We start from the raw sequence: 18,799 nt of genomic DNA on the forward strand, positions 1-18,799 counted from the left end.
ATTGTTTTCAGATTTGGTTTTTAGTTGTCATTCCTAATAATTTTTTTCGTTTTTTGTACAAAAAAACTGTATAGCCTAAAAGAATCCCTAAAAAAACGGCATAAGCGAGATAGGCATAGACTTCTGATTTCATAACTGCTCCTCTAATTGTTGTTGCTTCAATTGTGCTTCAAGTTTAAACAGCTTAAATCGCTCCCACCACAGCATTAAAAAAACAAAAATTAAACTGAGCATCATCAAAAGCAAGGCTTGTTGCATGGATGCTGGCAGACCATCTTTTTCACTGACCACACTTGGGTGTATTCCTCTCCAAAGTTTAACAGAGTAATGAATCAAAGGGACATCTAAAAAAGCAATAATGGCTATGACTGCTGCAATTTTTGTTTCTTGACGTTGTCCTTTTAAATACTGCCGTAAAATCAAATACGCCGTATACATCAAAAACAAAAGAAAGGTTGTCGTTAAGCGTGGTTCCCAAGTCCAAAATGTTCCCCAAATAGGCTTAGCCCATAAAGGCCCCGTGCACAAAACAATACAGCAAAATATATATCCAACCTCAACACCAGCATAAGCCATATGATCCCAAACCTTTTTTTTGTCCCACAGATGCATCAGCGATGTAACAAAGGCGATAAAAAAACCAAAGTACATGGTGATGGCGCTAGAAACATGAATGTAGAAAATTTTTTGAACAAACCCTTGGCTTTGCTCTAATGGCGTAAACATAAAAACAAAAATCAAACTCAATAAAAGAGCCCCTAAGGATAACAGCTTTAATTTCATTATTCCTCCAAACTTATTTCTGATGTTATATAGCCAATGGACAATGCAATCAAGATCATCCCTAAACACGTGATCAATTCTTGCTCAATATTGCTTGACATGGCCTTAACAACAACACTGTACAAAAATAAAATAACCGGCGCACAGCAGGGAAATAATAATAAAGGTAATGCTATATTTTTGTTTGGGAGTTGCGCCAATAAACCGGTTACAACCTGACTGATAACACTTAATAATATGATTCCCAGTCCATAAAGCATGTAAATTTGAAATGAAAAACCTATCCCTTGTAAAACCAGTAAAACAAAAAGAACAAACAGAGGTATACTTAAAAGCAAAAGATGAACGATAATTTTTACCCAGAACAAGGCGTATCTTAAGGGTGTGAATAAAACCAAACCTTTTTCAAATCCATTTTTTCTGTATCGGTCACTGATTGAGACAGCAACAAAAATCATTAAATAGAGAATAATAAACCAGAGCATGGCATGCAGGTTTTTTTCTATCAACTTGGTTTGATCAAAGCCCATTTGCAAAACAAAATAAGAACACAAAACCACAACCGTATGGCTAACACTATTAACTTTGTGTCTCATCTCACACTGCAAGTAGGTTTTAAGTAAAGGCAACATAGGTTAATCTAAACTCCATACTTGCTCAAAAAAATCATGCGCCAATACTTGCATATGCGTACAAAGGAGTAAGGTTTTTTTATGCTTCTGATCTACAATCCACTGTAAAAGTTGGTCTTGAGCGCCCTGATCCAAACCATCAAACGGTTCATCTAAAAATACAGTTTGTGGATCAAACAACAAAGCTCTACACAAAGCTGCTTTTTGCAATTCACCTTTTGAAAAAGTCCCTAAGCTTTGGCTGAGCTTGTGCTTTAAGATAAACTTCTCTAATAAATGTTGAACATGCGCATCATCCTGAAAATCTGAGTGATACAATTTTAAATTTTCTTCTAAAGTCATGTCCAGACATAAAAACTGCGAACCTAAACACAGCCCAAGTTTTTTTTGAAAGGTACTTTTATCAATGTTAGAGCCGTTTAAATAATAACGAAGCTCACCACCATCCAAACTTTTAATACCTGCCAAAACTTTGATTAGCGTTGTTTTTCCTGAACCATTGTTCCCTTGCAATAAAACACTTTGTTTATCCTGCAAGTCAAAGTTTTTTTTCTTGATTAAGTAGTGATCATTAAAAACAATAGAAATATTTCTAGCTTCAACCTTCATGTTTCTGTTTTTCCAAACATAACAGGTACTCAATTAAACTATTTTTTTGTCTAAGATAAAATGCCTTACTGACTGTTCCCTGCTTAAATTTATTTTCTAGCCCCAGTAGTGTTTGATAAATCTTTTCTTTTTTCTCATCCTGACCAATGTATGTTTTTTTATCATAAACCACTAAAGCCGCAAACAAGAGCAGTGCCAGTAAAGCTCCATAAACAATAATTTTTAATGTAAATACTGCCGTTGTGGGTAAAGCCTTGAATTCAAAACTGATTGGCGTATTGGCTGGTATGGGGCCGCCCTTGTATAATTGTTGCATTTTACCAAACATTTGCATATCAGCCTGTTTTTTTAGAGGCGCCGCCGAAAACTTAACGCTTGGACGATCTATAAAAACATTGATGTTTTTTCGATCAACTGCCATTTGATTGCTGTAGTTTTTTTGTCTGTTTTTTATAGGCACCAAATAAGAGAACTTCAATGTTTTGACATTACCCTCTCCAGGAAATAAATCTTCTTTAAAACTTAAGCTTTCTTGCTCCTCATTCAGTTCAAATGTGGAAGTATAAATCCCACTGATAAAACGTAAATCATAGGCACCTGACATAAGCTTATATACGATAGCCTGTGAAAGATTATTTGGATCTAAGTGATAGGTTTTTTCACCTGTATTGACCAAACGCACTTGCTGAACAACCTTCATCACGTCGTTGTCACCTATACTAAAAAAGAAGGTTTCACTGCTTTGTATTGCACTTAAACTAGATGTGCTTGCATACACTTGCAATGGATCCAATTGAAGGGTTTCTTGATTTGGATTGAACTTCAATGATTCACCAACATAAGGCACACCTTGAAAAAGGGTGTAGTATAAATAGCTGTATTCTTCTCCAGACTCTAAGTTGTTAAAAGAAAACTGTCCTTGAGTATTGCACTTGGTTTCTGCGGCTGCTATTTCTTTGTTGTTTTTATAAATACTTAAACGAACCACTTGCTCACTTAAATCAACTGTGCTCTGATCTACGGATTCATCCAAAACAACAGAACCCTCAATGCTGGCAGCATTGGCAAAGCTACTGAAAAAATTAAGGGCTACAGGCACGATGAGCAGCAATAGATATTTATGCATTCTATTAAATTTTTGCATTGCTAAGCTTTTCCTCTATTTTTTTTAGATACCGTTCTCTGTTTTGCTCTTCTAACTCTAAAGCTTTCATAGCGTTGACGGCTTGGGCTTCATACTTATCTCTTAAATTTTTATAGTCTTCTTTGGATAACTTGCCGGTTTCATAATCAAAATCTAACTCTTTAATGATCATGATAATGTTGGCTTTTTTTTGTTTTAACTGTTTACGTTCATCTACAACATAGTCCAAATAAATTAAATCCAGTGCTTCTTTCTGAAACAAGGGATAAACCAATAAGGTCATGATACTAAAAATCAGGATAATCAACACAATCATACTTGCTCCTTAAGCATAAATGGCTCCTTCCTTAGAGCTTGGTAGCATAACAACAACACCGCCAAGCACCAGCAACAATCCACCAAACCATATGAAATTAATCAATGGCGTGATAATTATTTTCAAATAAATACTTTGATCCTGTGGACTAAAGGTAATCATTGCTGCATATACATCTTCTTTGATTGAACGAATAACGGATATCTCTGTGCCTTGTTGCGCTTCTTGATTGCGACTGGGTGTATAATAAATTAAGCTGGGCTTAAGCTCACCAAAAAATGTTTTATGTTTCCAGACATTGATTTTGGCAATGACTTTTTCTCTGTGTTGATTGTTATCTGGATATAAGGTTTCAAACTTTAATGTGTAGTTTTTAATTTTAGCAACTTGGTTAATTTTTAATTTGAACTCTTTTTCATGTCTGTAGGCTGAACCGGTAAACCCAACAAACAACAGCACCAAACCCAAGTGAACAATGTACCCCCCATAGCGACGTTTGTTAGAAATAATCAAACGCATCAGTGCCGTCAATGGACTTTCTTTAAAGAACTTTTGTCTAAGAACAATACCGTGTTTGTATTCAAAAAATATGGTGGCGGTAACAAACGCACACAAAGAAAAGGAGATATTAATATAAATATTGGTCAACAAAGAGCTGGTCTTGGGTGCTACAAACAATAAGACCAATGAACTCATCACTAAAAATACAGCTGGCCATAAAAAATGTTTCTTCAACTGTTCTTGGCTGGTTTTTCTCCAGGCCACCAAGGGGCCAACCCCAGTCAAAAACAATAAAATGAGCCCAATGGGTACCATAATGCTGTTGAAGTAGGGTGCACCAACGGTTATTTTTGTCCCTCTAACCCATTCTGATAAAACTGGAAACAAGGTTCCCCATAAAATAGCAAAAGCGGCGCCCACTAAAACCAGATTATTAAATAAAAAGGCTGACTCACGAGATACAATAGCGTCTAACTCGTGCGCAGAGCGCAAATCTTTAAGTCTATACAACAATAAACCCACAGATGTTCCAACAGTCATGATTAGAATGACCAAAAAATAAGTGCCAATATTAGACTGCGCAAATGAATGCACAGAAGAAACAATACCTGACCGGGTTAAAAAAGTACCCAACAAAGTCATCACAAACGACAAAATGACCAGAGCCATATTCCAAGTTTTAAGCATCCCCCGTTTTTCCTGAATAATGGCTGAGTGTAAGAAAGCTGACGCCGTCAACCAGGGAATAAATGCAGCATTTTCTACTGGATCCCAAGCCCAATAACCACCCCAGCCCAAAACTTCATAGGCCCAGGAAGACCCCAGTAAGTTACCCAGGGATAAAAAGAACCAGGCAATCAGTGTCCAAGATCTCACCTGAACGATCCAGCGATTATCCAGCTGGCCGGTGATTAGAGCAGCCATTGCAAAAGCAAAAGGCACAGTCATTCCCACATAACCTAAGTACAAAGAAGGGGGGTGAATAATCATATAATAGTTTTGTAAAAGTGGGTTTAAGCCTTGTCCATAATCAATACTAAAAGGAACCACACTGAAAGGGTCTGCATCAAAACTGATCAAGACCAGAAAAAACCCGGCAATGGCCAACAGCACTGCCGCCACCATTGGCAAAAAGTTATAGTTTTTTTGTCTGTTTTGCCACATGACCACACTTGAATAAATACAAAGAATAAGCAACCAAAACAAAAGCGACCCATTTTGCCCACCCCACAAAGCCGCCAATTTATAGATGGTTGGCATGGTATCATTGGCATGTTGATGCACATACTCAACATGGTAACGCCCTGTTAATAAACATTGCCATAAACAGATGGTTGCCGTTAAAACCGCCAAACTCATTGCCCAAACGCTGTTGCGGACAACCCTTACATACACCGTTCTTTTTTTAACCTGAGCAAAAATAGCGGTCAAAAAACCAAAAACACAGACCATCAAGGCTAAATAGATGCTGTATTGACCTAGTTTTTCTGGGCTTAAGTAAGTACTCATTCAACACCTCTTTTTTCTACGCTGCTGACTGTTTGCATTTGTAAAGATGGCTCTAACTTTTCTTCATAGCGTGAGGCACACTTGGCCAACACCTCTGTCGCCACAAAACGTTCTCCAGCGTAAGATCCCGTTAACACCACATCCGATTCGTCTTTAAAGGTATCGGGCATAGCTCCTTGATAAAAAACGTTTACCGTTTTATCGGTTTCTTTGACTTTAAACTCCCAAGTCAGGTCTTGAGTATTTTTCTCAATGCTGCCCGGAACCACTCTGCCTGCCAATTTAATACTTTGTTGATCATATTTGGACGTATCTTGTAAAAATTCATCCACGGTAACATAGTATTTGGTTGCTTGCGGTAAGGTGGTGGTCACCACAATACCAATACCAATAATTAATAAGGATAAGGCAATGATAAATTGAGTGCTTTTTAATTTCATAACTTTTTAGTTCTTGCCCTTTCTACCAGTTTTGGAAATATTTTGCATACTTGTTGTATTTCTTGCTCAGTATTATTCCAGCCTAAAGAAAAGCGTATGGCACTACTGGCTTCTTTTTTACTGTATCCCATGTTCAACAAAACATGGGATGGCTCAACAGAGCCGGATGTACAGGCTGAACCGGTTGATACGTCAATTCCTTCCATATCCGCCGCCACCAGTAAAGCTTGGGCATCAATATCTTGAAAAACAATACAGGATGTATTACCCAAGCGTTCTTGTGATTGTCCCACTATATCGATATCTGAAATCGATTGTACAAAGGCTTCTTCTAACTGATTGCGTAAGCGTTTGCACTGCGCTTGTTCTTGTTGTTCTATCTCACTCAACTCCTGAAAGGCTGCTGCCATGGCCACGATACCCAGCAAATTCTCTGTTCCCCCACGACGTCCTTTTTCCTGAGCCGACCCCTGCCATAATGCTTTAAAGGGAGCACCGTCTTTCTTGATCAAGACACCAACACCCGGCAATGCTCCCAATTTATGGCCTGAAAGGCTAAAGTAATCAGAAAAAGCCAAAGCCTCGGCAATATCCATTTTTCCTATGGCCTGCACGGCATCAATGTGTAGATACGGCTTTTTTTCATTGTGTTTTAGCATGCAATTCACACACTGTTTGATCGGCAAAACGATGCCAGTTTCATTGTTGGCCAAATGCAAAGAACAAAAATCAAGACTTTGGTTTTTAATGCTTTGCTCAAAATGATGCATAAAACCCTGACCTTGCTTTGAAGCGTGTACAATATTGAGTTGCGCTGACATGGCCAAGGCTTTTGCTTGTGCACCCAAAATACAAGGGTGTTCTGTATCACTGCTCACAATAGAGCTGTTGGCCTGTAAAAAAGCATTCCATGCCAAGTGATTGGCCTCCGTTGCGCCTGAGGTAAAAATAATAGAGCTCCCCGGCACCCCTAAATACTTAGCAATACTGTCTCTTGCTTGATCTAAATAAGCCCTAGCGCGCCGGCCAAGACCATGAATACTGCTAGGATTTCCTGTTTCTAGCGCAAGAAAGTCAATAACAGCTTGTCTGACACTGGGCCTTAGAAGACTCGTAGCATTGTGATCCAAATATATACGCTTTTCTTGCTGCACCCAATCACCTAAATAAAGAATTTACCTTAAACGTTTAACTGAATTGTCTATACCATCCTTGTTTTTGTTGGTCTAGGCTCATCTAAGACAATTGACTTGATAAATCGTCGCATGGCTATGGGTGATCATTTTGGTAATAAGCCGTTACAGCAACGCCGACCAACAAGCCTATAGTAGCGATAGAAACTATAAGTTCTAGTAATGTAAATGCTATGCGTGTTTTTTTGATACCATTAAGAGCTTTTAAAAATGAACCCAAGCGCATTATATTGTAGCAAAAGATAATATACTAGATCTCAATGAACAATTTATTGTCATGATTTCACTGGCTGCTTACCAGCCTTGCTTTTTTGTTATCATCGCGCCTTTATTCACTAAACATTTGAACGTCGTTTAATACTTCTTGGCCCCACATGATAACATCATTGGATGTCGTATAGTCTTGAATAAAGTTAGCCAAGTCACTGGCACCTTCATTTAACCAATACATTACACAATCTTCATTGGTGGTATGCGCTCCGTTTTCGGTATCTTGATGGTTCTGGGCCATCGGCACTCCTGCATTGACTAAACCCACTGCATGCCCCATTTCATGGATAAGCGTTGATTGTTCTACAAATCTCTGAGTCAATACTCCTCCAGAAGCAACAATGGCATCTTTAAACACTGCAATAATAGGTGTTTCACTGATATTGAAAGCAAGAACATTTGAACCTGAAGCTGCATTACCTTCAAGAAAATAAATGTAAAATACTGCTTCATTTTCTGTGGGGCGCGTATTGAAAAATGTTTCATTTAAATTTAAAACATCTTGCACAGACCACAGGTTTTTATTTTGCTGGCCCATGGCAGTCATGTCATCTAAGTTTTGTGGATATATAATATCAGGCGGCGTTGTCCGATATTGAAAAATCGCCGTTAAATTCTCTCCAAACACACTCCATAATGCTTGTCCATTAGTTCGATTACCCACAAAAGGTTCTGCTCCTGGCTCAAAAAATACCTCTATGCGTACTGTTTCACTTTTTTTAAAATAATTTTCTGGTGTAGAAAATTTAAACCTTTGTTCTTGACCAGAGCAACTAAGATGAGTCGCCATAAAAACATAACTAATGCCAAAAGTGACATACATTAACAAGCCGCGCATGGGTTTTTTTACAGCTAAAATCATAGTTCTTTAGTGCTTATTACATTAATCTGAATTAAACATCACCCTATAATCGTTTTTAAAACGTATAAAAAAACCCATTAAAATATTAAAAATAGATCAGTATTTTTCAACAATCCTCAAACTTTGCTATGAAGGTTCTATTGTATGGTAACTTATATTGAAAGCTCTCTTCCCGCAGAAGATCGTAAAGAAATTGAAAACGCATTTTATGAACTGATTGAGAAATACAGTCATGATTTTTCTCTTTTAGAAAAACCTTTGCAAACCTTGGTTGAGCAACATGGTGGTTTTATTTACCAACATTTTTTCAACCATTTTTTTTCTTTGAATCTTTCCATGATCAATGCCGGGAAAATCTGGGATGAATGCTTAAGCTTTTACAAAAGCCAGCCACACTTAGATTATCGTGTGGCTTTCTTACAAAACCTTTTAACAAACAAGCATGTGTTTCAACCCATAATCCTTGAACAAGAAAAACGCAGCCATCTTTTGGCATCAACCTATACTGATGCCTTGACCGGTATATACAATCATCGTTACTTTAATAGTTTCTTGATGAAAGAGCTTTCACGCAGCAAACGCTCAAGCCTACCTTTATCTTTACTGCTCTTAGATATTGATTATTTTAAAAGAATCAATGATAAATATGGCCACTTAAGCGGTGATTATATTCTTAAAGAAATTGGTCGCGTTATTTCCATTTCTGTTAGAGGTACGGATATGCCTTGTCGTTACGGTGGAGAGGAGTTTGCCATTGTTTTACCAGACACCGATACACGTGGGGCTTTGGTTCTAGCCAAACGTATTCAAAAGCGGGTTGCCCAATTGAATTTTCAAGGCATCCCTCAAACCATCACTTTAAGCGGCGGGATATCCACTTTTCCCAGGCATGCTGGTGAAATCAAAGAATTGATCCATGCTGCAGATAAGGCTTTGTATAAAGCCAAAAACAATGGTCGTGATCAAGTCCATATTTTTGAGCGCGTCGGTGATCAACGCAAACAACCTAGAAAAAATTTTCAAACTACTGGCCACTATACCCTCAATGAAAAAACCGATAATAAAAATCCTTTCATCACTAAGAATATTTCTCAATCCGGTCTATTGATTCAAACCATTTCATCAATTAATTTGGGCGATCAAGTGCATATCATGATGCATCTACCTAACAAAGCTCATTTAAATTGTGTCGCCCGTGCGGTTCATATTCATCATGCTCATAAAGTTGATATTTTTGAAATTGGTTTGGAAATTGTCCATATGGACGGCAAAGACAAAACCCTGCTCGGTCAGCTGCTGCAAGAGGATTAATTATCCTTGATAAGCTATCACGCATCACAAAGTAAATTTATAGTGCAATAAGTATTTCTCATGGCTGAGTTCAGCTTTTTACTTTTATTTTTAAAATCAGCTGCTATAAGCCTTCATTAATTATATTAATTTTTTATGAAATATTATAAGCGATGGAAATAATCATGAAACACGTATTTGTATTGAGTTTTTTATTGATCACCAGCATTGCTTTGGCTCAAGGTCCAGGACATTTGTCTGACCCAGATCAATGGCAACGTCTTGATGGCGGTGTTGATGCAAGAAATACTCAAAACACCCATCCAAGGAATAGTAGAACACACAACTACTCTAATGATCAATATGAACAATATTATTGGCTAGATGGCAACTACTACCCCAGCTATTCCAACACGGTTCAACAAAAACCCAGCAGAACCATTCATCAATACCAAAGGGGACAAATTAAAATTTGTAAGTTTGGCACAAATTTTATGCGCATCATCACTCCCAACAGCCAACAAACCTTTAACTATACTTTATCCGGGAGATCCCCCATTGTTACCGTTGTCAATACCACCATTCAACTGCATGTGGATACTGATGGTTCATGGCATGCTGTTGACGAAAAAAATGATCCCCTATTTCAGGAAGTAGAGTGCGATTAAACCTAATGGGTTCTCTCAATGTCAAACCCTATTTGTATTTTAGAGAAGCCAATAAGTGCTTGATCTATCTTAAACCAGATCTATACCTTTTAAAAAATGTATTTCAAGTACGTCTATATCAATAATCGAGCTGTAATAAAAACTACACTGTTTTGTACTCTAAGGTTAAAGACAACTCTTCGCTTAGAGTACAATTTTTACATTTTAATTTAACGATAGAAACTGCGCAATACACCACTATTGACAATACTGCCACCTGTTGCTCCCCAGCCTAAAAGTGCGTCTCCGTTGCGATTTAAATCCATAAAGTGATAATTATCAACAACTGTACCTGCTGGAGAAATTTGTTCTGGAGTTGTCCAAGTTTCGTTAATGTATTCCATTCTGTACATGACTTCGTCACTTAATGATGTTTGTTCGATAAAAATCAATACATAACGACCATCTTTATCCACTTCTATTTGCTTACTCACAACCACAAAACCATCTTGGCTCAAATGTTCTGTTCCTACATTGATGGGTCTTTGCCACACACCATTAACATAGCGAGCATACATTAAAACACCACAATCACTGCCACCACAATTAGTAGAACCGTCAAGTTGTGTCCAAGTAACCATGGCATCTCCATTATCTTCTATCGCAACTGAAACGTTAGGAACCGCCCAGGTAAAAAATGATCCAGGAACAGCGTTACCTGCTGGACTTAGTATATGATCTGCATCAGATTCACTGTTAGGATCATCCCATACGCCTCCATCTAGATAAGAATAAAAAATTCTATTCTCTCCTAAATTATCTTGTTGCACCCATGCCATTATGCCTTGCCCTGATGCATTGATGGCCGCATCATTGTATGTACCCCAAGGTTGAGCACTGGGAACGGGTGTGTCGGGTGTTGGGTTATCCGTTAAACCACTTGGGTCTACCCAATTGCTGCCGTATCTATAGCTTCTAAAAATCTGTTGCCTTGTTCCGTCCGATTGACGCCATGTTATAATTCCCTGTCTTGCATCATTCATCACAATAATGGGTAAAATCGCTGTTTGACCCGCTGGGCTAATCGCATCACTTGTAGGATCAACGGTGTTGGACCAGTTACCCAAAGCAGCTTTTTCTGTTCTTAACACTCGATTGTTGCTGCCATCAGACTGAAGCCAAATAATACTTGCATCACCGACTTCATTGACCACAACTTCTGCTGCACCATTCAATGTTGCTGTGGCCCCTAAAGTAAAATGGGCATCTTTATTAGCCGGTTGTTGCCAGCTGCCATTGATATATTCTGCACGCATGATTTGCCAAGCATTACTTGAATTGCGTTGCCCCCAGGTCAAAACGCCATAGCCATTATCATTAAGATCAAGTCTTGGATTTTCTGCAATGCTAGATGCATCAATATTAAATTGATCATTAAGATCTGAGGGGTCTGTCCAAACACCTTCATTAAATTCACTCATGTAAATGCTCAAATCTCCAGAAGCATTTCGCTGTTCCCAAAAAACAAACCCTAAGCCATTGTTGTTAAGGGCCGGCCATATACCAAAACTACCACTGCTGCCAAGCATAACTCCATCGGTATCATTCAAAGGATCTACCCATTCCTTATCTAAACAATTGACTGTAATTTTAAGACCCAGAGTCACCACACCTCGGTCTGAGTTTATGGTGCAGTTTTGTGTACTGGGCTCGGAGACTACACTCAGTTGGTAGTTCGCTCCTAAATCCAAAGGTAAAGAAAACTCTAAACTTCCATCCTCGGTAAAATGTAAATCATCTTCGCCATTATTTTGTAAAGTTAAGAGGCCGTTTAAACCTGAAACACTAACTTGAATAGACTCTCCTTGTCCAGCCAGTTGTAAACCAGATCCACATGAGTATAAAAATAAGTAAGCTGGAATCAATAAGTAATAAAATTTTTGTATGCAATTTTTAAACATGCGTACCTTTCTCTTTAGTGACTTTATATAACTTTGAATAGGACATAGAGCAAACGTCTTACAACTATCAATTTCTATGCCACAATTTTATCCTAATTAATTCAATTGTTTAGCCCTATTGTCTGCTATAAGATTAACTAAAGTTAACTCATTATTGACAATTTTTGTCATTCTAATAATTCATTCTGGAATGAATACTTGCTTTAATATAGTAGCAAAATATTCTTTTTTATCTAATGATTTTTGATTATGAATGATTTTATAAAACCTGATCTTGCCCCAAGCATTCTACATAAAGCTGATAACATTGATCACGCAGTGCCGTAACATCTTGCTTGTTTTTGGTTTTGCATGAGATAGGTGAAAGAACCTCAACGATTATTTTGCCAGGGTAAAGTTTGTAACTGCTTTTCAAGTTCACTTTATCCATACCCACAAAAACAACAGGTAAAATTTCGGCTTGTAAATCCACTGCCAAATGAAAGGCTCCTTTTTTAAAAGGCATTAATTTACCGCTTGGACTTCGCGTACCTTCTGGCGCAACAGCAACATGAATACCTGACTTAAAAATTTCTTCTGCCATTTTTAAAGATTGTCTCGCCGCATGGGCGCCTTGTCCAGCCTGAATAGGAATTTGTTTACCTCGCTTTAAAAAAGGGCCATAAATAGGCCATTTAAAATGACTGGCTTTTTCCACGCCACGAACCACACCGGGAATCGTTTGATACAGTACAAAATGATCTAAGATATTGATATGGTTAAAGATGACAACATAAGTTTTGCCACGCTCTATATTATCTAAACCTTTAAACTCAACCCTTAAACCAGAAATCTTGAGCATACCCCAACACATTAGCGCAATCATCCACTCTAAGCGTTCTATCTTTATAACAAAACTGAGTATAAAATAACTTAAGGCAATACTAAAAACAAAGACGCCGCCGACAAGCCACTGCAAACAAGATCTAAAACTCACCCAGAATTGATACAAGGACTTCATCACCCAGCTTTTTTGGTTTTCTTGTTGGCTTGTAAATATTTTTTTAAGTATTGCCCGGTGTAAGACTCTTTGTTTTTGACCAAATCTTCCGGCACGCCCATACCCACAAGCTCACCACCTTTAACGCCACCTTCAGGTCCTAAGTCAATCACCCAATCCGCTATTTTAATGACATCAAGATGATGCTCTATCACTACCACGGTGTTGCCTTGATCTACCAAGCGTTGCAGAACTTCATTGAGTCGCTCTACATCAGCAAAATGCAAACCGGTGGTGGGCTCATCTAAGATATAAATGGTTTTACCGGTTGAACGCTTGCTTAATTCTTTAGACAACTTCACCCTTTGCGCTTCACCTCCAGATAAGGTGATGGCCGATTGCCCCAAGGTAATATAGCCTAAACCCACTGCAATTAGAGCTTGCAGCTTGGCATGAATGCTGGGAATTTTTTCATAAAATTTGGCCGCCTCTTCCACGGTCATGTTTAACACTTCAGAAATGGTTTTACCTTTGTATAAAATTTCCAAGGTTTCACGATTGTAGCGCTTCCCCCTGCATTGCTCACAGGTTACATAGACATCGGGTAAAAAGTGCATTTCAATTTTAATAATGCCGTCTCCCTGACAGCCTTCACAACGTCCCCCTTTAACATTAAAAGAAAAGCGACCTGGTTTATAGCCTCGCATCTTAGCTTCAGGCAATTCAGAAAACAATTCCCTGATTGGGGTAAAAATACCGGTGTAGGTGGCTGGATTGGATCTGGGTGTTCTACCAATCGGCGTTTGATCAATGTCAATGACCTTATCAATTTTTTCTAAGCCGCCAATAGACTTGATATGTCCAGCTCTGGTTTTTGAACCATGCAAATGTTGTTTGAGCAGAGGAAATAAGGTGTCAATAATCAGGGAAGATTTCCCTGAACCGGATACTCCGGTGACACAGGTTAAACAACTCAAGGGTATCTTGATGTTAACGTCTTTAAGGTTGTTGGTTTTTGCACCTTTGAGCTCAATAAAATGCCTGCCCACTGAACGCCGTTTTTCAGGTAAAGGAATGATCTTTTTACCGGATAAGTATTGTCCGGTGATGGACTGCTTGCTTTGACAAATCTCTTGCGCCGTCCCGGCGGCCATCAATTGTCCACCGTGCACACCGGCACCTGGACCAATATCAATGACATAATCTGCTCCAAACATGGTGTCTTCATCATGTTCAACCACCAACACTGTATTGCCTAGATCTCTAAGATGCTTCAGTGTTTCTAACAGTCTATCATTATCGCGTTGATGCAAACCAATGGACGGTTCATCTAAAACATACAATACGCCCATTAAGCTGGAGCCAATTTGCGTTGCCAAACGTATTCTTTGTGCTTCTCCTCCAGATAACGTTCCGGCAATTCTATCTAAAGTTAAATAATCCAAGCCCACATTAACCAAGAAAGCCAAACGTGAACGAATCTCTTGCAAAACTTTTTTAGCAATGACTTGCTGACGCTCGCCCAGCTCCAAAAGCTGAAAAAAAACAAAGCAGTCTTGAATGTTTTTTTGTGTAACTTGTGCAATATTTAAGTCACCAACCTTGACATACAAGGCTTCTTTACGCAGACGCGCTCCATGACAATCAGGACACTCTACCACACTCATGTATTTTTTTTCTGTGTCTTCTCTAAAGTCTTCAGAATCAGACTCTTTGTATCGGCGCATGAGATTTGGAATCACACCTTCAAACACTTTTTTAACCGTGTATGAACCACTTTCCATGCTGTATTCAAAGTTGATCTTTTCTTTGCCACTACCATGCAAAATAATGTCTTTCACTTTATCAGAAAGTTTTTTCCACGGTGTATGAATATCAAAATTATAATGCTCGGCTAAAGTTTCAACTGTTTGAGCATGAAACCCAGCATAGCGCGTATTCCAAGACGCCACCGCTCCTCCCCGAATAGATAAATTAGGATTAGGAATAACCATATCCGGGTCAATAAATTTTTTAGTGCCCAAACCATCGCAACTGGGGCATGCCCCCAAAGGGTTATTGAATGAAAACAAGCGCGGCGCTAACTCTGGAAAAGATATGCCGCAATCTATACAGGCAGCCTTTTCTGATAACAGTTGTTCTTTAGCATGCTCCCCCAGAACTTCCAGTTTCATGACCCCTTGCCCTTGCTCTAAAGCAGTTTCAACCGAGTCTGCAATTCTTGTTCTGGATTTTTCTTTCACCACCAAACGATCCACAAATACATCTATGGTGTGTTTTTTGTTTTTATCCAGCTCAATTGGACTGGCCAGTTCATGAACGTTGCCATCAATTTTAACTTTGGTAAATCCAGCTTTTAATAAAGACTTGAGTTCTTTTTGATATTCACCTTTTTTCCCTCTGGCAATGGATGCTAAAAGATGAATTTTACTGCCTTCAGGCAAAGCCATTATTTGATCAACAATTTGTGATGCACTTTGTGAGCTTATTTTTTTTTCACAATTGTAACAATATTGCTCTCCCACCCTGGCAAATAACAATCTAAAATAATCGTAAATTTCTGTGGTTGTGCCTACTGTAGAGCGGGGATTTTTTGATGAGCGCCGTTGGTCTATGGATATGGCTGGAGACAAACCTTCAATGGCATCCACATCCGGTTTTTCCATTTGATCTAAAAACTGCCGGGCATAGGCTGATAAGGATTCTACGTAGCGGCGCTGACCTTCAGCGTAGATGGTATCAAAAGCCAAGGACGATTTACCAGAGCCTGACAAACCGGTAATCACCACCAGTTTATCTCTGGGAATGGTGACATCAATATTTTTTAAATTGTGTTGTCTCGCACCCCTAACCACAATATGTTTATGATCGTCTTGCAGTTGAGCATTTTTTTTTAGCATGTTTCAACAAACTCCATGGCAGCATTGATCAAGGCTTCACTGGCTTTGATATTTTCTGCTTCTGCATAAAGTCTAAACAAAGGCTCGGTTCCCGAAGGTCTAATCAACAACCAGGCACCATCTTCTGTATAGTATTTAAAACCGTCCACAGTTTGCGTGGATGCAACCAATTTATCACCCCATTGTTTAACATCTGTCTCTTGTAATTTCTGCATTACTTTTTGCATCAAACTCTGAGGAACTTTTAAGTCTTTTCGGATAAATTCATAGGGCCTAAAGCTTTGACATATATGCTCATAAATTTGACTCAAGGATTTTCCAGTGATGGCCATGGCTTCAAGCAACAACAAGGCTGTCATAAAACCATCTCGCTCAGGAAGATGATCGTCGGTGCCAATACCTCCTGATTCTTCTCCGCCAATCTGAGCATGACCTTCAACCATTTGCTCTGCAATATATTTAAAACCCACTTTGGTTTCAATGCACTTTAAGCCATTGGCCTCTGCAATCACATCCACCATACGCGTGGTAGAAACACTGCGTGAAACATTCCATTGTTTGTTACGGTTGTAAATCATGTGCCAATAAACGGTGGATAAGATTTTTTGCGTGCTAAAATAACGTCCTTGTTCATCTACGGCACCCAGTCGATCTGCATCTCCGTCATTAGCAAAACCACAATGAAAATCATCTTGAGCAATAAGTGTACACAACTCTTTTAAGTTCTGCTCTGTAGGTTCAGGAGCAATGCCCCCAAAACCTGGGTTATCTTCAGTGTGTAAACTTTTTACTTCTATTCCAAGACGTTCTAGCAATACTGCAAAGTGTTTTGAGGCGGAGCCATGCATGGTATCTATGGCCACTTTAAACTTGGCTTTTTTGATGGCTTCAACATCAACCAAGCTTAAAAGTTTTTCTGTATATTGTTCTAAAGGATTATAATCTTGAATCTTTCCTTGGGCTTCGTATTGGTCGTACAAGTTTGCATCAAACGTTAAGGCATCGACCTGAGCTATCGCCTGCTCAAACTGTTCTGTGGTTTTAACCAAAGCCGAGCCTCCAAAAGTTTCTTTAAATTTAAAGCCGTTCCAAGTTGGCGGGTTATGACTGGCAGTGATCACCACGCTTCCAGCAACGCCTTTTTCATATCTGGCACACCAAGATAGGAGAGGTGTAGGCATGGCTTCTTGAGTCATCAACACCGTAAAGCCACTTTTTGCAAAACAGGCGGCCACCCATTTGGCAAACTCTGTTGATAAAAAACGCTTATCAAAGCCTACAATAATTTTATTGAGCTCAGGTTTGTCGTGTTGCAGTTGTTTTGCAACACCCAAAGCCACACGGCCAACATTGTCAAAGGTATAATCTTTGGCGATTTCTGCTCGCCAACCATCGGTTCCAAATTTAATATGTGTCATATGCTAAGAGCACATACCACTTTTTCATTATTTATTAAACGAAGAATGCTAAATTTTAAACTATGGCTTACTCACCTTCATTAAACTTATACATTGCTGGAATCACTTTTAATTCACCTGTGTTTTGATCAATATACATCCCTCTACCAAAATAACTCACTTTTAAGTTAGACGAACCGCTCAATGGGTTAACAAATTCATAGCTGGTGTTTTCTGGCTCCGGTGTAGGAGGAGTTCCAGGTGTGGGATTTGGCGTGGGTTTTACTCCGCCAGTTGGAAACTCTCCCCCTATTCCTCCTACTGGTGTACCTTTTGGTGGCCGAGGTGGCGCTACTGGATCAAGCGCATACGCATTTTGGAGAAAGAAATTTTCCACACGTGTGGCCATATCAAAAACTTTACGCTGAATATTAAGGGCCACATTGTCAGGGTCTAGATCGCCATCCAAGTCAGCAACAGCCCATGCACTGACCGTTTGTCCAGCAAGTACCTGTGTGTTACCGCTAGCAGAAAAGCTTTTAGTCTCAACAGCATTTACACCGTCATTTGAAAGGATCGTTGCCAAATCAGAATCTCCAATCAACATATACGAATAGTATCTAGGCTCAACAACAAGATGTATTCCTTGCGCAGCTGCGGTATTGCTCACTGGAAACCCATACGTCCCTGCAACCTTGCCTTGCCATGTACAGGCTGAAATGTCATTCACTCCTGTTCCAGAAAAACTGCCCGAAGTAGCACTAGGGTCATGACCAAAGTATAGATCTCCTTTGGTACCTTTGCCAGCACTGGGAGGAAGCCCTGCAACATAACTTCCTCCACTTAGACTGTATGTTTCAAAACTTCCAAAGGCTGGAGAAACAATGCACGTATACAGACTCCCCCCATCTTCTACAACTTTTGTTCCGTTGGATGCTGTTACCATTGCTCCATCAATAATTTTCCTTAATTGAAGCTTGGCTTCATTTGTTTTTGAGTTTTGAATATATTTACCGTACTGAGATATAACAACAGCTGCCAATATACCAATTATAGCAACCGCAATCATTAACTCAACAAGAGTAAAGGCCTGGACACGTTTTTTAAAATTTACTTCCTTCACTGTTCTATTATACCAAATTCGCTCAATAAGCGCTTGAAAAAAAATGTTGCTTGGAAAAAAAATTAAATTTATATTTTCGAGTTACTGTAATAAATTACTGTAATGATTCAAAAAGTAATTGTTAGCCGTATCCAATTAAAAAAAAATCTCCCCTTCTTTTTTAACGCTATTATTCCTTTTCTTATGCTCTGCTTGCGGTTCAGTTGGACTTCAAGTTAACGACGACAAAAAATCCACACTTTC

The 18,799-nt window shown here is 38.9% G+C and carries 15 protein-coding genes and 1 pseudogene; 2 read left to right on the forward strand and 14 right to left on the reverse strand.

The features are described from left to right. Positions 1-129: 129 nt before the first annotated feature. From MRY82_10000 to MRY82_10040, 9 genes are all read right to left on the reverse strand, one after another. Positions 130-783, reverse strand: coding sequence for a cytochrome c biogenesis protein (locus tag MRY82_10000; GenBank protein ID MCI5073252.1), 654 nt, complete (start codon positions 781-783; stop codon positions 130-132). Next, a complete protein-coding gene (locus MRY82_10005; GenBank protein ID MCI5073253.1) occupies positions 783-1,379 on the reverse strand; it encodes a hypothetical protein in 597 nt (198 codons plus the stop codon). The genes MRY82_10000 and MRY82_10005 overlap by 1 nt, the downstream gene beginning before the upstream one ends. Before the next feature lie 39 nt (positions 1,380-1,418). After that, positions 1,419-2,024, reverse strand: coding sequence for an ATP-binding cassette domain-containing protein (locus MRY82_10010; GenBank protein MCI5073254.1), 606 nt, complete (start codon positions 2,022-2,024; stop codon positions 1,419-1,421). Next, the gene (locus tag MRY82_10015) at positions 2,014-3,168 is read right to left on the reverse strand and encodes a hypothetical protein (protein MCI5073255.1); all 1,155 of its coding nucleotides are present in this window, start codon (positions 3,166-3,168) and stop codon (positions 2,014-2,016) included. The genes MRY82_10010 and MRY82_10015 overlap by 11 nt, the downstream gene beginning before the upstream one ends. Continuing rightward, positions 3,155-3,484, reverse strand: coding sequence for a hypothetical protein (locus tag MRY82_10020; GenBank protein ID MCI5073256.1), 330 nt, complete (start codon positions 3,482-3,484; stop codon positions 3,155-3,157). Before MRY82_10020 ends, MRY82_10015 begins: the two co-directional genes overlap by 14 nt. A 9-nt stretch (positions 3,485-3,493) precedes the next feature. Next, positions 3,494-5,494: a heme lyase CcmF/NrfE family subunit gene (locus MRY82_10025; GenBank protein ID MCI5073257.1), complete on the reverse strand. Its 2,001-nt coding sequence runs from the start codon at positions 5,492-5,494 to the stop codon at positions 3,494-3,496. Then, positions 5,491-5,934 (reverse strand): cytochrome c maturation protein CcmE, encoded by a 444-nt coding sequence (locus MRY82_10030; protein MCI5073258.1) that lies wholly within the window; start codon positions 5,932-5,934, stop codon positions 5,491-5,493. The genes MRY82_10025 and MRY82_10030 overlap by 4 nt, the downstream gene beginning before the upstream one ends. Further along, positions 5,931-7,088, reverse strand: coding sequence for a cysteine desulfurase (locus MRY82_10035; protein ID MCI5073259.1), 1,158 nt, complete (start codon positions 7,086-7,088; stop codon positions 5,931-5,933). The genes MRY82_10030 and MRY82_10035 overlap by 4 nt, the downstream gene beginning before the upstream one ends. 367 nt (positions 7,089-7,455) lie before the next feature. Then, complete coding sequence (locus tag MRY82_10040) at positions 7,456-8,259, reverse strand: hypothetical protein (protein MCI5073260.1); 804 nt, start codon at positions 8,257-8,259, stop codon at positions 7,456-7,458. A 144-nt stretch (positions 8,260-8,403) separates the two neighbouring features. Here MRY82_10040 and MRY82_10045 point away from each other — a divergent pair, with 144 nt between their 5' ends. Together MRY82_10045 and MRY82_10050 are read left to right on the forward strand one after the other, a co-directional pair. Then, on the forward strand, positions 8,404-9,570 hold the full coding sequence (locus MRY82_10045) for a diguanylate cyclase (protein MCI5073261.1): 1,167 nt from the start codon (positions 8,404-8,406) through the stop codon (positions 9,568-9,570). 164 nt (positions 9,571-9,734) lie between these two features. Next, complete coding sequence (locus tag MRY82_10050) at positions 9,735-10,217, forward strand: hypothetical protein (protein ID MCI5073262.1); 483 nt, start codon at positions 9,735-9,737, stop codon at positions 10,215-10,217. Positions 10,218-10,426: 209 nt separating this feature from the next. Here the strand turns inward: MRY82_10050 and MRY82_10055 are convergent, their stop codons facing one another. The 5 genes and pseudogenes from MRY82_10055 to MRY82_10075 all read right to left on the reverse strand — a co-directional run bounded on the left by MRY82_10055 (position 10,427) and on the right by MRY82_10075 (position 18,502). After that, complete coding sequence (locus MRY82_10055) at positions 10,427-12,157, reverse strand: hypothetical protein (protein MCI5073263.1); 1,731 nt, start codon at positions 12,155-12,157, stop codon at positions 10,427-10,429. A gap of 259 nt (positions 12,158-12,416) precedes the next feature. Beyond that, on the reverse strand, positions 12,417-13,157 hold the full coding sequence (locus MRY82_10060; protein MCI5073264.1) for a 1-acyl-sn-glycerol-3-phosphate acyltransferase: 741 nt from the start codon (positions 13,155-13,157) through the stop codon (positions 12,417-12,419). Next, complete coding sequence (gene uvrA, locus MRY82_10065) at positions 13,157-16,036, reverse strand: excinuclease ABC subunit UvrA (GenBank protein MCI5073265.1); 2,880 nt, start codon at positions 16,034-16,036, stop codon at positions 13,157-13,159. Before uvrA ends, MRY82_10060 begins: the two co-directional genes overlap by 1 nt. Then, positions 16,030-17,454, reverse strand: a complete 1,425-nt coding sequence (locus tag MRY82_10070) for a phosphoglucomutase/phosphomannomutase family protein (GenBank protein ID MCI5073266.1) — start codon at positions 17,452-17,454, stop codon at positions 16,030-16,032. The genes uvrA and MRY82_10070 overlap by 7 nt, the downstream gene beginning before the upstream one ends. Before the next feature lie 970 nt (positions 17,455-18,424). Next, positions 18,425-18,502, reverse strand: a pseudogene (locus MRY82_10075) (hypothetical protein). Between the last annotated feature and the right edge of the window lie 297 nt (positions 18,503-18,799).

It is taken from the genome of bacterium (genome assembly GCA_022763185.1).
In the GTDB taxonomy this organism is placed as follows: domain Bacteria; phylum Bdellovibrionota_G; class JALEGL01; order JALEGL01; family JALEGL01; genus JALEGL01.

What these genes read in the sequence shown, in the direction of transcription:
- MRY82_10000 (MCI5073252.1), bottom strand. Translation starts at nt 783, where the DNA reads ATGAAATTAAAGCTGTTATCCTTAGGGGCTCTTTTATTGAGTTTGATT.
- MRY82_10005 (MCI5073253.1), bottom strand. Translation starts at nt 1,379, where the DNA reads ATGAGACACAAAGTTAATAGTGTTAGCCATACGGTTGTGGTTTTGTGT.
- MRY82_10010 (MCI5073254.1), bottom strand. Translation starts at nt 2,024, where the DNA reads ATGAAGGTTGAAGCTAGAAATATTTCTATTGTTTTTAATGATCACTAC.
- MRY82_10015 (MCI5073255.1), bottom strand. Translation starts at nt 3,168, where the DNA reads ATGCAAAAATTTAATAGAATGCATAAATATCTATTGCTGCTCATCGTG.
- MRY82_10020 (MCI5073256.1), bottom strand. Translation starts at nt 3,484, where the DNA reads ATGATTGTGTTGATTATCCTGATTTTTAGTATCATGACCTTATTGGTT.
- MRY82_10025 (MCI5073257.1), bottom strand. Translation starts at nt 5,494, where the DNA reads ATGAGTACTTACTTAAGCCCAGAAAAACTAGGTCAATACAGCATCTAT.
- MRY82_10030 (MCI5073258.1), bottom strand. Translation starts at nt 5,934, where the DNA reads ATGAAATTAAAAAGCACTCAATTTATCATTGCCTTATCCTTATTAATT.
- MRY82_10040 (MCI5073260.1), bottom strand. Translation starts at nt 8,259, where the DNA reads ATGATTTTAGCTGTAAAAAAACCCATGCGCGGCTTGTTAATGTATGTC.
- MRY82_10045 (MCI5073261.1), top strand. Translation starts at nt 8,404, where the DNA reads ATGGTAACTTATATTGAAAGCTCTCTTCCCGCAGAAGATCGTAAAGAA.
- MRY82_10050 (MCI5073262.1), top strand. Translation starts at nt 9,735, where the DNA reads ATGAAACACGTATTTGTATTGAGTTTTTTATTGATCACCAGCATTGCT.
- MRY82_10055 (MCI5073263.1), bottom strand. Translation starts at nt 12,157, where the DNA reads ATGTTTAAAAATTGCATACAAAAATTTTATTACTTATTGATTCCAGCT.
- MRY82_10060 (MCI5073264.1), bottom strand. Translation starts at nt 13,157, where the DNA reads ATGAAGTCCTTGTATCAATTCTGGGTGAGTTTTAGATCTTGTTTGCAG.
- uvrA (MCI5073265.1), bottom strand. Translation starts at nt 16,036, where the DNA reads ATGCTAAAAAAAAATGCTCAACTGCAAGACGATCATAAACATATTGTG.
- MRY82_10070 (MCI5073266.1), bottom strand. Translation starts at nt 17,454, where the DNA reads ATGACACATATTAAATTTGGAACCGATGGTTGGCGAGCAGAAATCGCC.